Annotated in this window: 11 protein-coding genes and 1 pseudogene; 5 read left to right on the top strand and 7 right to left on the bottom strand. The window is 52.7% G+C overall.

Features of this window, described 5'->3' with window-relative positions; translation table 11 throughout:
• Positions 1–88 precede the first annotated feature (88 nt).
• From FJ146_07755 to FJ146_07745, 3 genes are all read right to left on the bottom strand, one after another.
• Complete coding sequence (locus FJ146_07755) at positions 89–1,804, bottom strand: hypothetical protein (GenBank protein ID MBM4251850.1); 1,716 nt, start codon at positions 1,802–1,804, stop codon at positions 89–91.
• The gene (locus FJ146_07750) at positions 1,719–4,691 is read right to left on the bottom strand and encodes a hypothetical protein (protein MBM4251849.1); all 2,973 of its coding nucleotides are present in this window, start codon (positions 4,689–4,691) and stop codon (positions 1,719–1,721) included. Before FJ146_07750 ends, FJ146_07755 begins: the two co-directional genes overlap by 86 nt.
• Before the next feature lie 216 nt (positions 4,692–4,907).
• On the bottom strand, positions 4,908–6,224 hold the full coding sequence (locus tag FJ146_07745; GenBank protein MBM4251848.1) for an ATP-binding protein: 1,317 nt from the start codon (positions 6,222–6,224) through the stop codon (positions 4,908–4,910).
• 228 nt (positions 6,225–6,452) lie between these two features.
• Here FJ146_07745 and FJ146_07740 point away from each other — a divergent pair, with 228 nt between their 5' ends.
• The 3 genes and pseudogenes from FJ146_07740 to FJ146_07730 all read left to right on the top strand — a co-directional run bounded on the left by FJ146_07740 (position 6,453) and on the right by FJ146_07730 (position 7,673).
• Positions 6,453–6,980 (top strand): IS607 family transposase, encoded by a 528-nt coding sequence (locus FJ146_07740; GenBank protein MBM4251847.1) that lies wholly within the window; start codon positions 6,453–6,455, stop codon positions 6,978–6,980.
• A pseudogene (locus FJ146_07735) lies at positions 6,977–7,355 on the top strand (transposase). Before FJ146_07740 ends, FJ146_07735 begins: the two are co-directional and overlap by 4 nt.
• Before the next feature lie 48 nt (positions 7,356–7,403).
• Positions 7,404–7,673 carry a hypothetical protein gene (locus tag FJ146_07730; protein MBM4251846.1) on the top strand — a complete coding sequence of 90 codons (270 nt, stop codon included), beginning with the start codon at positions 7,404–7,406 and terminating at the stop codon, positions 7,671–7,673.
• Positions 7,674–7,715: 42 nt separating this feature from the next.
• Here FJ146_07730 and FJ146_07725 read toward each other — a convergent pair whose 3' ends face one another.
• Complete coding sequence (locus tag FJ146_07725; protein MBM4251845.1) at positions 7,716–13,010, bottom strand: hypothetical protein; 5,295 nt, start codon at positions 13,008–13,010, stop codon at positions 7,716–7,718.
• A 281-nt stretch (positions 13,011–13,291) separates the two neighbouring features.
• Here FJ146_07725 and FJ146_07720 point away from each other — a divergent pair, with 281 nt between their 5' ends.
• Positions 13,292–14,185: a hypothetical protein gene (locus tag FJ146_07720; GenBank protein ID MBM4251844.1), complete on the top strand. Its 894-nt coding sequence runs from the start codon at positions 13,292–13,294 to the stop codon at positions 14,183–14,185.
• Positions 14,186–14,195: 10 nt separating this feature from the next.
• Here the strand turns inward: FJ146_07720 and FJ146_07715 are convergent, their stop codons facing one another.
• Genes FJ146_07715 through FJ146_07705 form a run of 3 tightly spaced genes read right to left on the bottom strand, consistent with a single transcriptional unit; the run spans position 14,196 to position 16,461 of the window.
• Positions 14,196–15,149, bottom strand: a complete 954-nt coding sequence (locus FJ146_07715) for a 2-dehydropantoate 2-reductase (GenBank protein ID MBM4251843.1) — start codon at positions 15,147–15,149, stop codon at positions 14,196–14,198.
• A gap of 14 nt (positions 15,150–15,163) precedes the next feature.
• Positions 15,164–15,616, bottom strand: a complete 453-nt coding sequence (locus FJ146_07710) for a DUF393 domain-containing protein (GenBank protein MBM4251842.1) — start codon at positions 15,614–15,616, stop codon at positions 15,164–15,166.
• Positions 15,613–16,461 (bottom strand): hypothetical protein, encoded by an 849-nt coding sequence (locus FJ146_07705; GenBank protein ID MBM4251841.1) that lies wholly within the window; start codon positions 16,459–16,461, stop codon positions 15,613–15,615. The genes FJ146_07710 and FJ146_07705 overlap by 4 nt, the downstream gene beginning before the upstream one ends.
• Positions 16,462–16,554: 93 nt before the next feature.
• Between FJ146_07705 and FJ146_07700 the strand changes: the two genes are divergently transcribed.
• Positions 16,555–17,701 (top strand): FtsX-like permease family protein (locus FJ146_07700; protein MBM4251840.1); only part of this gene is annotated, 1,147 nt, incomplete at its 3' end.

The following is a 17,701-nucleotide window of genomic DNA, read 5'->3' as shown; positions in this document are numbered from 1 at the left end:
ATCAGAAACTGCAGCAGTATATCTGAACGTTCGGTCCGGTCCCGTTGCAATTATTTGCCGCCCCCATCATCGTACCAGCTTGGTAATATCAGGCTGCGCAAGTCGGGCTACATGCCCACCCCGACCAGCTACAACGTGAGCCCGTGATACTAACGTGAGAGGTGCGGATGGTGCCATTTACATCCAGCGCTTGGGTCGGCGCCGTTGTCCCAATCCCAACATTGCCATTTGCATTTATCCGGAGGCTTTCAGACCAAGTTGCAGATGCATTCCTACGTGCGATCGCAAATGAGGATCCGGTATCTGACAAAGCCTGCATCTTTATACCATAACCGTTGGTAGCAATAGGAAGCTCGATACCCCCTACAGATTCAAGGCTAGTTTGGGTTGTTCCAGTCACTTTAATTGTGCCAGTATTTGTTGCAGGTGTTATTTCAGTCAATGATCCTGCTTGGAGCAGTGCAGCTGGCGCCGTCGTCCCAATGCCGACGTTGCCACTCACTGCGAGGCCATTAGCTGGACCTGCGGTCGCGGCTGAATAGCCAATTGCAGCATTACCGTTCACCTGAAGTTTGGATCCAGGCGACGTTGTTGCGATCCCGACGTTGCCGGCATTCAGGGACAACGGAGTACCAACCCAATTCGTAAAGTCGAGACGGTTGTTACCGGAATTGATGATGCGGGTGTTGTAATCTTGTGCTGAACCAGTGCCGTAATGAAAATCAATGTACGGAACAGTCGATGTGCCGCTGCTGTTACCAAGTTCGATACCCGCATTGTAAGCGGTCAAATAGGGGCCGACAGACAGCGAGTCTCCAGAGATGTTGCCAACAACCTGTAGTTTGTCGTTTGGAGACGTCGTCCCAATCCCTACGCTCCCAGATGTCGTAATGTTACCAGAGGTAGTCATCGCGGTACTTCCACCGATTGTTCCCGAGGTAATTGCTGCCCCCGATACTTTACCTGCTGTGCTGATAGTCGCTAGCTTGCTATCAACTATTGCTGCTGAGGCTGAAATATCTGCATCACTGATACTGCCATCGCTAATCTCCGAGCTACCGACTGCAGAAAGTGTGGCTAAATTACCAAGACCAAGACTCGTACGACCAGTCGCTGCAACGAGTCCTGTTGCGCCACCACCCCACTTGAGTCGGTCCGTGTAGGCACTGTCCCAATTGGCAGAGTTATCGGCAACTGTGGTCCACGTGTCGTTGGCAGTGCGTTTTGCTAAACCTGTGGTTGTGAGTGCCTCGACGGCACTGAGGTCGTTAGCAAGGGCAAGCGTCATGTTGCCGCTGGCGGTGATAGGACTACCACTGACAGTGATACCTGCTCCAGGAGCTGTGATGCCTACACTCGTGACCGTGCCGCCTCCATCGGAGGCCCAGCCTAGATTACCGATGCCATCGGTTTTTAGCACTTGGCCTGCCGTGCCGTCGGTAGCAGGAAGTACCCACACTTTATTAGTACCAATCACATCGGGTGCCTTGAACCCGACGTAATTAGTGCCATTAGCCGCGAGTTCGTCGAACCGAACTTCTCCGGTGTTTCCTGTGGCCGCTCCGAAGGGTTTAGCCTCGTAACCGGCTTGTGCGCTTGATGTGATGCTGGTGAAGGCACCGGTATTGGGTGTGGCCGACCCTATGGTGCCAGGAGTCGCCCAGTTGGTGGCCGGAAGAGCCGCACTCTGCCAAGTGGTCCCGTTTGAGGTGAGGACACTACCGCTGGCGCCAGGAGCTACGGACTGCACCGGGCCGGTGCCGTTTGCCCAGGATGACGCTGTTGGTAGCAAGTGAGGTGACACCAGTGCCTCCGTTGAGGACATTAAGCGTTCCAGATGCGATCAGATCAGCACTGTGGGGCGGGAGATCGATGGCACTGAGAGTTGTACCGCTAATCACGCGGCCCAGAGCATCGGTCGTTACCTTAGCATAGCTACCTGCGCTACCAACGCTTGCAAGGCTGACCGTGGCCGCGCCACTGACTGTTGATACTGCGATGCCGGTGCCCTGCACGACTTCGGCTACCTTGTTTTTAAAACTCGCGTAGTCCGCGTTTGATAGTAATCCCGCCGTGACGCTTGCCACGGATGCCAGCGGGATATTAAGCGTATGGGTGTTGCCGGATGAAGACCAATCGGGGGCGTTACCTGATGTGCCGGGGGTAGCGAATGTTTGGGTGTTACCGGACTGACCGTTGAGACTAGTAAGTCCAGAGCCAGCTACACCGAGTGCCAGTGCGTTAGACCCGTCCCAGTACTTAATCTGATTCGTATTTGAGTTGAACCAGGTTTTGCCTTTGTCGCCTGATACCATACCCGTGGGGTCAGTGGCATAGGAGCCAAGGGTCAAAGTGCCGGTCAGCGTATCGCCGGCCTTGTTGAGTGGCGTGTAACCAAGCGCATTTTGCTTCGCGTTAAACGCATTCCAATCCGTGGACGAAAGATAACCACTTGCTGCACTGCCAGCCTGGGTGATACCAATGGCTCCACTCAGCACACCGTAGGTAATGGGTCCCGTTGCACTCAGGGCGCTTCGTGCGCGTGCGTCATTGTAGTAGAGGCTCGTGCCACTCTCAGTGACTGAGGACGTATTAAGTTCCTGCCACGACTTGTCACCGCGGTAGTACTGCGTGCTGGTGCCCGCAGAGATGGTGTTTTCTTTACCCGCTAGTGAAGTGCTCAGGCCTGAGATTTTATTTTGAGCAATCGCAGCGTTTGCCGCAATATCGCTATCCACGATCGCCGCAGCACTCACCGCTCCCGTCAAACGCCCCTGGGCATCGACGGTGATATTGGCCCTAGTGTAGCTCCCAGCGACGACGGCTGTGTTATTTAAGCTTACGGTAGCAGTGCCACTGGCTGAGGACACTGCGATGCCAGTGCCCGGCGCCACGTCACTCACCTTGTTTTTAAAACTCGTATAGTCTGCGTTTGATAGTAAACCCGCCGTGACACTTGCCGAGGATGCCAGCGGGATATTGAGCGTATGGGTGTTGCCAGCTGAGGACCAATCGGGAGCATTCCCAGTCACACCTGGCGTCGCAAATGTTTGGGTATTCCCGGACTGACCGTTGAGGCTAGTTAGCCCTGATCCAGCAATACCAAGTGCTATTGCAGTTGAGCCATCCCAGTACTTGATCTGATTCGTATTTGAGTTAAACCAGGTTTTGCCTTTATCTGCTACCTGAAGACCTGAGGGATCGGAGGTAAAAGTTTCAAGCGTCAATGCGCCAGTCAGCGTATCACCGGACTTATTGAGTGGCGTAAATCCAAGCGCCTGGGTGATATCCTCCGCGGCTATGGTCCCGACCGAAACTACACCACCTGCGCTCGTCTGTTTAAGATACTGCCGCGCTCCACCTGTACTGGTTAGATCGGTTCCGGTACCACCCAGTGCTACTGGCAAAGTTCCAGAGGTGATTTTCCCCGTGCTTAGTGGCGGAATATCCGCTGGCTCTAACGTCGCCCCAGAAGTTACACGCCCCTTTACATCGTAAGTCACTTTGGTTGATGTCCCCTGGATCGCCACGCTAGCCAGAGTCGCCGTTGCTGATCCCGCGTTAAAACTAGAGGTCGTCACATCACCAGTCAGTGCTATCAAGTAATTGCCGGGTGGTTGCTTAAGACTGAAGCTCGTCCAGTCTCCCGCGCTAAGGTAACCAGTTGTGGAACTATTTGCTTGAGGCACGGTCGCACTGGTCCAGGTCGTGCCATTGGATGTTAGAACGTTGCCGCTTGTGCCTGGAGCTACAGATTGCACCGGATTAGTGCCACTACCGAGTACCACGCTATTAGCCACGATTGATGATGCGCCCGTACCACCTTTAGCCACCGGCAAGACTCCTGCCACATCACTCGCAAGATCGATCGATGCACCGCTGGTCGCACTTGTGATGCGTCCTGTACTATCGACCACCACTTGAGCACGGGCGTAAGTTCCGGCTGTCACGCCGGTTGGAGCGAGACCGATCGTGCCGCTAGTCGTGATGGTCCCGCCAGTTAACCCCACACCTGCAGTGATGGAAGTACTCGTCACAGAGCCACCCTGATTTATAGTCTGCGGCACCCACTGACTCCCGTCATAGGTCAGTACCTGGCCAGATGACGGTACCTGCTGGGACACGGGTTGATTTTGCAGAGTGCTCACAGCCAACGATTCCCAGGCAAACTTACCAGCGTTGTCAACGCTGAGTACTTTGTCTATAGAAGGACGCGCCGGAATGACCACCTTGAGTTTGCCGTCGCTATCAAAGGCCACCGTCTTCATATCGACTGGTACACGCAGCGCTAGTGGCACATAGATAAATTCTTGCCGTGGATAAGCAAAATCTTTAGCTGTCACCTCGATAAAGACGGTCTTTGTGCCGTCACCAAAGATAGCGGCGATGTCGTCACTTCCTGTCGGTATTTGAATCTGAAATACGCCTTGATTCAAAGAGACGGCATTAAATGGAAACGCACTCGCTAGCAGATTACCACCGTTCACGGCATCCCAAAACTTCACCTGCATATCGACAGACCCTTGCATGGGCTCACCACCAGGAAGTGTCAATCGCCCCGAGTAGCTGAGGGGATAAATGGTAGCTTCCGCTCGCGCGACAGCCGAACTAAACACGACAAGTACAACCATCACCAGTGCTGACACCAGCAATGAGACAATGCGCATTTGTTTAGTTTCCACTGTCGCCATCGGCGCCTCGGTTAAGGGCCTGGAATCATTTACCGGGAGGTCCCGTTCTTATGTAAAGTGGATCGGCAGGGCGGAGCAAAACTTTAGGCTGATCCTTAAGCAGCCAAATTTACTGAAATAATTTCAGATAATTCTAGCGCTTTCGCTGCACAGTAGAGCTGAGATTTTGGGAGGTTAGGACTGGAAGCATCGATCGGGCAAAATAAGCTTGTATGACTAGGGTCCCTGGATCAAGCGTTGTACAGCATATAGAGGGATGTTAATGCCGTGCCTCAAGCTATGAAAGTTATCGATTGAGACCTGACGATACTCTTTGATGTTAGGTTTTTCACTTAAGAGTATTTGCACGCTCTTGCCTCGACGTCTGCTACCACTTTTAACTTCAATCGGTAGAATTTGGTCGCGTTTGGTACAGATATAGTCAACCTCGGCCAAACTTGTGGACTTCTCTCTAACCCAGTAGAAAAGCTCGCCTCGAATCTGTGCCGGGCCTGCTGCCAGGATCTCCTGGCCGACAAAACTCTCGACGATCGCTCCACGATTTGCAAACTGGGTCGCTGAATCCAAGATCCACGCACCTTGTTGTAAACCTAGAAGTGACTGCGCTAGTGCTACGTCGAGAAAGATCACCTTATAAACGTCGGTTTTTGTCTCTGCACCTAAAGGGATACCGTTAGCGCTGGTATGGTGCACTAAGTGTACAACTCCTGCCTTTGATAAAAGTTGCAAAGCGGCCTTGAGATCGCGAGCTTTAATGCTGGGATCGATATGAGAATAGACAAACTTTCGTCCAAGTAGACGGGGGATGGATTGGAACACGGTTTCGACATATTTGACTTGTGCACGACGGGCATATTTCGGGAAGTCTTGTCTGTAATTTTCAACTAACGTGCTATGCACGCGTGCAACACTCACAAGGTCTTGGGTCTCTGACCAGACTCGCGTGGCTTCTGGCATACCTCCTATGGCAAAGTATTCTGATAAGAACGTCAAAAACTGTTTATGGGCAAATTCGCTGATTGGATCGTTGCCGCCATGATCATCTAGCAGACTGCATAATTCTTTCTGACCGCGGGCCTCCAAAAACTCGGCGAAATTCATCGGATACAAATACAAGGATTCGACTCGTCCGACCGGAATGCCAACTTCCTCTATCGCAAATTCCATAAGCGACCCGGCTGCAATCACGTGTAGCTCGGGCATCTTCTCGTAGAAATAACGTAGCGCCGTCAGCGACTGCGGCACGAGTTGGATCTCGTCGAAAAAGAGGAGCGTCTCACCTGGGTGAATCTCCTGCTGTGTCGCAATTTTAATGTCGCGCACCAGCCGCTGTGGCTCAAGGCTTCCGGCGAATAACGACGCCAGATCGGGGCGCATTTCAAAATTGATCTCGACGACGTTGCGGAAGTGCTCTAACCCAAAAGCCCGGACCAGGTAACTTTTGCCCACCTGCCTCGCGCCGCGCACCAGCAAGGGTTTGCGGGTGGCCCGGTTCTTCCACTCGATTAAATCCTGTAAGCGATGACGTCTCATTGACGATCTCTTAAGTAATTAGAACTATTGGACAAATATTTTTTGTCCCAAATACAGCCATTTAAATTATATTTTATGGCCTTAAATTAGTCTAATTGATATATTTTTTTGGTCATAAAATAGGGTTAAGCGAGGATCAGGGATGCGCCACGAATCGGCCTGTCAGTGGTTTCGGTGGGTTCCTAAAGGTGCCTGACCGCTTGATACCAGATTTTTTCTGTAGGGCGCATGTGGCAGCAAGGTAGGCTCCCCGTTCCTGCTACTCAGCTCCCAACTGGTACGATTATCGTTGAGCAAAATAACGCAGCAAGCTCAGGGGCCGTCGCCATCTATGCACGAGTAAGTTCTCATGATCGGAAGACTGATATTGAGCGTCAAGTCGGTCGCTTGACTAGTTATGCCGTCGGCAGGCAATTGCCGGTTAGCGCTGTCATCACGGAAGTAGCCTCAGGTTTAAATGGTAGGCGGCCCCGACTGCTCAAATTGCTAGCTGATCCATCCATCAAGTTTATTATCGTTGAGCATCGCGAGCGACTTGTCAGCTTCGGCTTTGAGTATATTGAGATGTCACTGGCATCTGCGGGACGAAAGCTTATAGTGGTCGATGAACAAGAAATCGACGACGATTTAGTTCCCGATTTATCGAGGGATATGATCGATATTCTAACAAGTTTTTGTGCGCGATTATACGGGCGTCGCGGTGCTAAACGTCGTGCTCATAAAGCGTTCACAGCCGCAGCGGATCCAGGTCCTTGATTATTGCTCATAAGACAGCTCTGAATCTCAACGTCCAGCAACGCATCTACTGCGCCCGCAGTGCTGGTGCTGTTAGGTTCGCACCAAACTAGACATTACTGGGCGTTGCATGAGTGGAAGCAAAGTTATGAGGCCGGTGAAAAACTGAGCGAAGCCGGACTCCGCAAAAGGCTCAATGCGGTTAAGCGGGAGCAATTCCCGTGGATGTTAGACGTCACCAAGGTGGCGCCGCAGCAAGCCATTAAAAATCTAGGGACAGCATTTAACCGGTTTTTTACCGGTAAATCAAAATATCCGCAGCCCAAGCGCAAAGGCCAGCACGATAGCTTTCGCGCGGATAATGGCCCGGGTAACTTCAGTCTTAATTGTGGATAAGAACAGCTAAACCACAGAGACTAGAGTTGCTGCAACGCCCGATAATCCGTGTTCCAGCTGCAATGCTGGGGTGTATATGGACTATTTGATCCACACCGCCGTCTGTTGGAAGTAGGTGCGACCGCCTCCGGCGGCATAGGTGACCACCCCGGTGCCGCAGGTGCCAGACCAGCCGTTGATTCCGAAGCCCCAGGAAGTATCGTTCGTGATGCAGTCCGCTTTGATGTTGCCGCGGAAAATAAACCGCGCCTGAGAATTGGAATTAAAGTTAACGCCGCTTGTGTTGCAGATTGGTTCGCCTGTGTCGATCCTAAATAATATGACATCATCGGATTTCTGAAAGATGACGACGGGTTGCGATTAAAAAGGCAACTCAAGGACTGTGACACTAAAGAAATCATCAAAGTTAGTCACGGTATTATTCCAAGCGCTTAGAGTTATGGTGTGTGACCCTGCGGAAATTCCAGTGACTAATATCGCATTTGCTGCAAAAGCCTTGTGGCTACTTGTCTCGTTTGTAAAGGATTTAGCGTAGCCCTTCACCACGTTATCGATTGCTACGGACATTCCGATTTGTTGGAGCGTTACGGCATAACCGGCACCCGAGGCAAAAATCATAAGTGTGCCACCACCGGTAGTGAACGATGCACTTGTCAGGGGCAAGGCACCAGGAGTTGAGTTCATCAACTGGGTGGCTTTCCACATTGGACTTTTGATGGAACCGTTTACGTCAAGGTTAGCCCCTGGGTCAGTCGTCCCAATCCCGACGTTTCCCACTGGATTTATCGACATGCGTGAAATACTGCTGGTGTAAAAATCGAGGCCGTACTGGTTGCCGCCAGCGCTACGCTTGGAGCCAACGCCCTCGCCTGAACCAGAGCCGCCGAATTTGAGAGAATTAGCGATTGAGCCGATGTTAGCGCCACCGCCATCCACAGTGACCGTGCCGTTGACTTGCAGTGTGCTGCCAGGCGCCGTGGTACCAATACCGACATTGCCTGCACTCACGGAAAGAGGACTGTTTCCAAGACCCGTGGTACTGTTCCAAAGGGGCACGTAGTTTGGGGTTCCGCTACCACTGCTAGCGATCGTTGACGATGAAATTTCGGCGGCCGTAAGAGACGACCGAGTGCGTTGGGACCACCCAGCACCTGAGGCGTCTGCTCCTAGCGCGTTCACAACTAAACTCACGCTCTGAAACGATGCAACTTGAATCTTGTACGTGACAGTGCTGGTTGTTCCAGGAGTATCCACAAAGACCACTGTTGTGCTCTTATTATTATTTGAGTCCGTGCCACTGTTTAAATTTGCGCCGGAAACTGCGTTGTATCCGGAAACTGTCGGAGGTACGGCGATAGCAGTGGATCCCCTCAATAGACGAAACGCCGCTGATCCGGCGCCATTCAACCCAGCCACGACGTTGGCAAACAAAAGTATCTTACTGTCTGTACGCGAAGGCGTGATCGTCACACTGAAGCCGGTGACATCGACCCAGCTTGACGATGTTGTGGTGAATGTGGAAGTAAATTCAGTTGATGCAATATTTTGTGAACCGCCGGTCGCAGAGGTGCTTTGGACACTACCGTCGGGAAACTTTATCCCTCCCGTAGTCGATTCGATGGTTCCATTAACTGTAAGAGTCGAACTTGGGGCGGTGGTCCCAATCCCAACGTTGCTCGCAGCGAGATATAAGTTCTTTATCGCACCAGATCCAGCGGAGTCGTAAGCCCCAATGCGGCCGGCATCCGCTGTTGTATCGTACTGAGCAAAAAGATATTTACTGGACCCAGTCACACCCAAAGTGAGGGCATCTGCACCAGTAGATCCACTTGAATTAAAGATCGTGACTTTTCCCTGCACTTCTAGTCTAGAATTAGGCGCTGTGGTCCCAATCCCCACACTCCCACTGGTCAGCAAGTTCCCAGACGTATTGATCCCAGTTGATCCCCCAATTGTCCCTGAGGTAATCGCTGCCCCCGACACTTTACCGGCAGTCGTGATCGTTGCCAGTTTTGCATCGCCAATACTCGCTGAAGCTGAAAGATCAGCATCGGTAATAGTACCGTCCGTGATCGTGCCCGCTACACCTCCAGACACAGCTGCCGCAGTCGCTAGCACACCCAGACCCAAAGTTATTCTCTGCGCTGTCGCATCGGCATCGTCAAGTAGTGCCTTACCAGCGGCGGTGAGCGTATAGGTCGACCAAGTATCAGTAGCCGTGCGCTCAACGCCACCGGTGGTCGCTATGTTCTCGACCGCTGCGAGGTCGTTAGCCAGCGCTAGGGTCATGTTTCCAGATCCCGTAATCGGACCGCCACTGACCGTCACGCCCGCTGCGGGCGCTGTGATACCCACACTTGTGACCGTACCAGACGTCGGTGATACCCAGCCCAAGTTACCGGCACCATCGGTCTTTAGGACCTGTCCTGCGTTACCATCTACTGCTGGAAGCACCCAAACTTTATTGGCACCAATGGCGTCAGGCGCTTTGAAGCCGACGTAATTGGTGCCACCGGATGTTAGCTCGGTGAAGCGCACCTCACCTGTGTTGCCAGCGTTGGCACCGTACGGTTTGGCCTCGTAACCGGACTGCGCATTACTTGTAACGTTTGTGAATGCACCTGAGTTTGGTGTCGTCGCCCCGATGGCTCCTGGTGCAGCCCAGTTTTCACCGCCAGTGGCGCCCAACGCTATCGCTGCAGAGCCGTCCCAGTACTTAACCTGACTCGTGGTTGAGTTGTACCAAGTCTTGCCTTTATCTCCGGCGCCTAGTCCCGTGGGATCGGTAGCATATACACCGAAGCCTAGAGTTTTCGCGGCCGCCAATTGGATGTTACCGGTGTTCGATATGTCGGATCCACCAGCATCGAGCGCCCCGCTCAGAGTATCGCCCGCCTTATTGAGCGGAGTGTAACCAAGCGCATTTTGCTTAGCATTAAACGCGTTCCAGTCTGTGGACGAAAGATAACCGTTAGCAGCACTGCCAGCCTGGGTGATACCAATGGCTCCACTCATCACACTGTAGGTAACGGGAGCTGTGCCACTCAGGGCACTCCGTGCGCGTGCATCGTTGTAGTAGAGGCTCGTGCCACTCTCAGTGACTGAGGACGTATTAAGTTCCTGCCACGACTTGTCACCGCGGTAGTACTGCGTGCTGGTGCCAGCAGAGACGGTGTTTTCTTTACCCGCTAGTGAAGTGCTCAGGCCTGAGATTTTATTTTGAGCAATCGCAGCGTTTGCCGCAATATCGCTATCCACGATCGCCGCAGCACTCACCGCTCCCGTCAAACGCCCCTGGGCATCGACGGTGATATTGGCCCTAGTGTAGCTCCCAGCGACGACGGCTGTGTTATTTAAGCTTACGGTAGCAGTGCCACTGGCTGAGGACACTGCGATGCCAGTGCCCGGCGCCACGTCACTCACCTTGTTTTTAAAACTCGTATAGTCTGCATTTGACAGTAAACCCGCAGTTACATTGGCTGCTGATGCCAGCGGGATATTAAGCGTATGGGTATTGCCAGCTGAGGACCAATCGGGAGCATTCCCAGTCACACCTGGCGTCGCAAATGTTTGGGTATTGCCGGACTGACCGTTTAGACTACTCAGCCCGGATCCTGCCACACCAAGTGCTAATGCACTAGATCCATCCCAGTATTTAATCTGGTTCGTGTTTGAATTAAACCAAGTTTTACCTTTGTCACCTGATACTAAACCGGTTGGGTCGGTGGGGTAAGTGCCTAGGGTTAAAGTACCGGTCAGCGTATCACCAGCTTTATTGAGTGGTGTATAACCGAGTGCATTTTGCTTCGCGTTAAACGCATTCCAGTCCGTGGACGAAAGATAACCGTCAGCCGCGCTGCCAGCCTGCGTGATACCAATCGCCCCACTCATCACCCCGTAGGTGATAGGCCCCGTGGCACTCAGGGCGCTACGTGTGCGAGCATCATTGTAGTAGAGGCTTGTGCCACTCTCAGTGACTGAGGACGTATTAAGTTCCTGCCACGACTTATCGCCACGGTAGTACTGCGTGCTGGTGCCCGCAGAGACGGTGTTTTCTTTACCCGCTAGTGAAGTGCTGAGACCTGAGATTTTGCCCTGTGCAATCGACGCATTCGTCGCTATATCAGCATCGATGATCGCCGCAGCATTCATCGCTCCCGTCAAACGCCCCTGAGCATCGACAGTGATATTCGCCCTAGAGTAGCTACCTGCGACGACGGCTGTGTTAGTTAAGCCAACGGTAGCCGTGCCACTGGCTGTTGATACGGCGATGCCTGTGCCCTGCGCGACTTCGGCAACCTTGTTTTTAAAATTCGTGTAATCTGCGTTCGATATTAAACCAGCTGTCACATTAGCAGCTGATGCCAGCGGGATACTCAGCGTATGTGTATTACCGGATGAGGACCAATCGGGAGCATTCCCAGTCACAACTGGCGTAGCGAATGTTTGGGTATTCCCGGACTGGCCGTTGAGACTGGTGAGTCCAGAGCCAGCAACACCAAGTGCTACTGCAGCTGACCCGTCCCAATATTTAATCTGGTTCGTAGTTGCATTGAACCAGGTTTTTCCTTTGTCGGAAGCTTGTAGTCCTGTTGGGTCAGTGGAATACGACCCCAGAGTCAAAGCACCAGTCAGCGTATCGCCTGCCTTATTGAGCGGCGTATATCCAAGCGCCTGGGTCACATCCTCCGCGGCTATGGTCCCGACTGAGACTACACCACCTGCGCTCACCTGTTTTAGATACTGCCGCGCTCCACCGGTGCTGCTGAGATCCGCGCCCGTACCCCCCTTGGCCACCGGCAAGACTCCTGCCACATCACTCGCAAGATCAATCGGTGCACCGCTACTGGCACTCGTGATGCGCCCTGTACTATCAACGACCACCAGAGCACGCGCATATGTCCCGGCAGTAACACCAGTGGGAGCTAGGCCAATCGTGCCGCTGGTAGTGATGGTCCCGCCAGTCAACCCCGCTCCTGCAGTGATGGATGTACTCGTGACTGACCCACCGTGATTTACCGTCTGCGGCACCCACTGACTCCCGTCGTAAGTCAGCACCTGACCAGACGACGGTACCTGCTGGGACACCGGTTTATTTTGCAGGGAGTTCACAGCCAACGATTCCCAGGCAAACTTACCGGCGTTGTCAACGCTGAGTACTTTGTCTAGAGAAGGACGGGACGGAATGACCACCTTGAGTTTGCCGTCGCTATCAAAGGCCACCGTCTTCATGTCGACTGGTACACGCAGCGCTAGTGGCACATAGCTAAATTCTTGCCGTGGATAAGTGACACCTTTAGCAGTCACCTCGATAAACACGGTCTTTGTGCCGTCACCAAAGATAGCGGCGATGTCGTCACTTCCTGTCGGTATTTGAATCTGAAATACGCCTTGATTCAAAGTGACGGCATTAAATGGAAACGCGCTCGCCAGCGGATTACCACCGCTCACGGCATCCCAAAACTTCACCTGCATGTCGACAGGCCCTTGCATGGGCTCACCACCAGGAAGTGTCAATCGCCCCGAGTAGCTGAGGGGATAAATGGTGGCTTCCGCTCGCGCGACAGCCGAACTAAATACGACCAGTACAACCATCACCAGTGCTGACACCAGTACTGAGATAATGCGCACTTGTTTAGTTTCCACTCTCGCCATAGGCGCCTCGGTTAAGGGCCTGGAATCATTTGCCGGGAGGTCCGGTTCTTATATAAAGGGGATCGGCAGGGAGGAGCAAAACTTGAGGCTAGACCTTAAGACCCAAACATTAATGGGATATTTTCCAAAGATTTCAGCACCCATGGCAGACAGGAGAGCTGAGATTTTGCCAAGTTAGGGAAATCGCCATGGCGCTAGCACTCTCAATCTAATGTTTCTACCGCCGATACCTATCCCTAAGCAGACACATTTATTGGTACACATTGAGAGGGGGTGACGTTATGGCGACTACATGGCGCGTTGTTTGTGCTAGCGCGGTACTAGTGACGCTAACTGGATGTGGCAACACATCGGGAATCTGGAAGTCGAGGAGCGACAAGGAGACAGCAACGACGGGCGCCGATGGAAGCGCTCTTGCAGTCCATGCAGACTCACCCGCAGGAGTGAATCTTTCTTTGGCAACCATCAGCGCGGCGGCGAGTGATTGGTGTAGCAGTGCAGTGGCCATTGCCAAGGCTCAATCTGCAACCCATCAAAGTCAATGGGATGCTATATGTAGCAGTGACGGTAGCGCTAAAGCTACATTCGCAGATCTTCTCTCTAAACCCTACACAGGCAATGGTAATCCCACTCCGGTGGCACTGGCTCCCATCGTGGGCCGCAATGGCACGGTTAGCTACCTATTCGGCATCGCTATCAAGACGCCTATTAGTGCTAGACACGAATTTGATCAAGTGTTGATTAAACAAGGTGACATCGACAACGAGTCCAATCTGATACGTTTTCAGGGAGCAAATCCAGTCTCCGTCAACATCACACCAGTGACACCGGATACGTCGCCTAAGTGGATCAGGGGGTGGAAGATCGACGAAACCTCGGTACAACGTGTGGTCGTAGTCAATGTCAGGACTTCCTATAGTTTTGTTGCTGATCATTACGATCTTGGCAGCGACCGTTTTCTCTACCTATCCACTATCGACCAAAGCCGTGAAACCATGAAGGATTACCAAATCATGATGGCTGGACTGGACGTTGGAGGATCAGGCTATGTCATTATGATTGGACACATCACTGTCGATGATCACGGTTACTCAAGTATTGCCAAAAATACGCTGCAAGCGCAGGTCCAGAAGTCGATTCAGTTTGTTTATAAAAATGCTGCCGCTACTCACTAACGAGATCGTTCTACACATTGCCCTGCATCATTCTTACGAGGTGATAAATCGTCTTGTTGGCGAAACAGGGCAATCCGAAAGACTCCGCAACTTTGACAACGGCCCCGTTTAGAAACTCAATCTCAGTAGGTCTCCCCTGTCGCCGATCCTGTAACATCGAAGAGATGTGATCGGCGGTTAACGGGATCATCTCGTTAATCATGAGATCAGCAAAAGCACCCGGTGAAGCGACCGGTGGGTGATAACCTAGTGCGTGAATGACGCCATAAATCTCGCCTACTATGAGCCCCATTAAAGCGCGGCCGTCCGTCCCACCTAGGCCGCCATTAGCAACATTGAGCAACGCGGATGGTGCGTTGGTCGTACAATTGTAAAGCATCTTCTTCCAAAGCGCGGAACCGATATCAGGTGCAAATTGGCAGGATATGCCGCCCACGTTGATATGACTAATCAGCTGATCAAGCACGACATGGTTACTGGTAAAACCGATCCGCCCGATGTCGCTTGGGTCTCCAGCTGAGTTAATGTGGACACGAGTCAAGCTAGCGCGTGTGATTCCCAGCTGGACACCGGCATTAGCCATACGCTCAGGGGCTATTTCATGAGCAAAATGCGCATTTATCCCCCAGCCGTTTTGCATAAACACTAGCATAGCCTTCGGATTAGCGCGGGCCAGAGTCAGAATATCGTCTTGCCAAGACGTCAAGTTGGCTACTTTGGTACAGCAGAGGATCATGTCGTACGATTCAGTCAAGGCAGCGGCTAGTCCGTCAGCTACCTTAAATTTGTGGGGATCAATATGGTGACTACCGACGACACCGCCGAAGCCCATACCTTGAGACCGAAGCTCATCAGCGATTGCACCGCGCGCTAACATCGTTACGGCATCGCCGGCCACAACCAGGGCGGTGCCAAAGGTGATACCAACTGCCCCAGCACCGAATACAAGTATGTTCACGAAGATTCACTCCAAGTCAGTTACTGCAAACTTATTGCCCTTGGCACCTCGGTCAACACCAGCTGCCGTAGCTCCGGCGGCAGTGGCTCGCAAAAAGTAGCTAACGGCGCTTTGCCGAAGACGCGGTAACGGACTTTGGCAAAGGCATCATAAATTCCGTCACGCAAAAACCGAGGCACGATCCGCCCAACTAGCAATAGGCGCCACGGCCAACCAAGTTCACCAATCAAGCAAAATACCGCTGCCGACCTGGCCATCAATTGGCCATCTTTAGCTACGACGATGCTCGAGGTAAGATCCAAGTCCAGCTGCTGCTTGATGGCCTGCTCCCAAGACGTCCCGGCCAGTAGGTGTAAAGACACAAAGCGAAATCGCTGCCGCGCCCGGCGCCTCATGAGAAACATGACCGCACGGTGACAGGTCACGCAGTCACCATCAAAAAATACTAAAACGTGTGGCAAAGCTTCGCTCATCGAGGCCCTAGTTCCTGGTAAAGGTTGGGGAGGAAGCTGGCCAGGTGTTGCATCTCCGCAGCACAATGCGTGAGCAAAGCCCGCACCTGAGACTCGGTGATTTTAAACCTCCTGGCAATCATGCTGCCGATTAGAAGTCGAATCCCCCTCCCAGCGGCGACAGGTCCGAGCGTCACATCGCCTAACCAAAAGCGGCTACGCATCACCATCGCACCCGACTCTGTTCTTTGCACGAGATGCACCAGATTGCCAAACGCCAGTGGCCCGCGGGAGTAACCAATCCGCGCGCAGATAGCGGCCTCAATACCGGCGGCTTCCCTCGAAGTCTCAGAGAGGCCAAACGCCTCCGGAGGCGCAAAAGCAATGGCTAGACTTTGCAACTCTGATCCAACGTACTCTTTAACATGGGACACAATCCCTAAGTGTCGCGTCCATGCTCCATTGTAGAGATGAGCAGCTCTGTTAACACGAGTCCTAACTGACAAGTGGTCCTTGGGATGCCAAAGTTTATAGCGCTGCGTCTCTTCGCCATGCCAACCAAACCACCAGAGCAGCATCTTGCCAGTGACCCCAGGCATGGGCGTCTCCACGGCCACGTAGTAACTACCTGACCTAAGCCGGGCATAACCGGTCTCAAAATAACGTTGCTCATCCGGGGCGGCTTGCAACTTAGCAGCATCACTAAACTCTAAAGCACGCTCCGGCGCCTGAAATCCCGCAGCCAATGCTGCAGTGACTTCCGCTCTTTCGGGAGCCATGGTGGGATTCCAATATCGTGCATAGGGCTTGCCTATGAGATCTCGGGGTCCCATACCGCGATACACATCATCAAGTGCTGTTGCCATCAGGCTCTGTCTTTGTTCAAAACGGATGGACGACCACAATTCCAACTACCCGACCGAGGTAGCTCTGCCAAGTCTAAAGGAGACCTCGGGATTATGCTTCTGCAAAAAAGCCTGCAGTGCTATGGTAGGGAGGCACTGACACATATTTTTTCGAGTAAAAGCATGTCTGTTACCACTTTCATTGCCAAACGTTACATGCAGGCGGGACGTGATAACCGTTTCTTCTCCTGGATCTCAGTGCTGACCATAGCCGGAGTGGCCATCGGCGTGGCAGCCATGATTGTGGTTTGGTCGGTCATTAACGGCTTCGAGAGTGAACTAAGGCGGCGTTTTCTTGAGGCCAATGCACACATCATGGCCTACCGCTTTCCTCACGGGATATCCAACGGTGATCATTGGATCGAGGATATCAACAAAGACTTTAAGAATGTGGTGACTGGGGTCTCGCTGTTTGTGCATTACGAGACGATGGCACGCAAAGATTCTATTCTTCACGGTGTCCTTGTCCGTGGCACCGATCCTAAGATGCGCGAGAGCGTCCAGAGTTTGGCACCGATTACAAGACCTAAAGGGGCGATAGACATCCTGCAGCAGGAGATCTCTGACGCAGCCACTGGCAAGGCTCCACCTGAGCTGCCCAGCGTCATCATTGGGTCTGGATTGCTGTCGCTACTCTCGGCCAAGGTCGGTGACACCATCGAGCTAGTTGAGCCGACTAAGGAGAGTTTGGCCGCGATGAAGCCGTTTAAGGTCGTCGGGGTGTACGATTCTGGACTTAAGCACTACGACAATAAGCTAGTGTTGATGAGCCTGCCGACCGCACAACGGTTCTTTAACATGGGCAAGAAGGTGACCGGACTTGAGATCGGCCTCGAAAAGCCGTGGGACAGCCCAAAGATCGCTGAGCAGATGAGTGCCAAGTACACACTGTCCATTAAGGAGTGGCAGTCGTTTAACCGTCCGCTGTTTGAGGCTATGCAGATGGAGCGGGTGGTGATTCTCCTCATTACCGGTTTGATCGCTGGCGTCGCCGGGTTCAACATCTTGACGACAATCTTCGTGGCCGTAAGTCAGAGGCAGCGTGATATTTCAATTCTTAAAGCCCTTGGCGCCACCAATCGCCAAGTGTTGACGCTGTTTATCAAGCAGGGCGTCTACATCGGCATCATTGGTGGCCTCATAGGCATGGTACTGGCCATGGCTATTAGCGCCATCTTGGAGCGCTACCAGTTTGTCGATT

This window comes from Deltaproteobacteria bacterium, assembly GCA_016874735.1.
Taxonomy (GTDB): domain Bacteria; phylum Bdellovibrionota_B; class Oligoflexia; order Oligoflexales; family CAIYRB01; genus CAIYRB01.
Note: the sequence above shows the minus strand (reverse complement) of the source record. Positions and strands in the feature narration are given on the sequence as shown.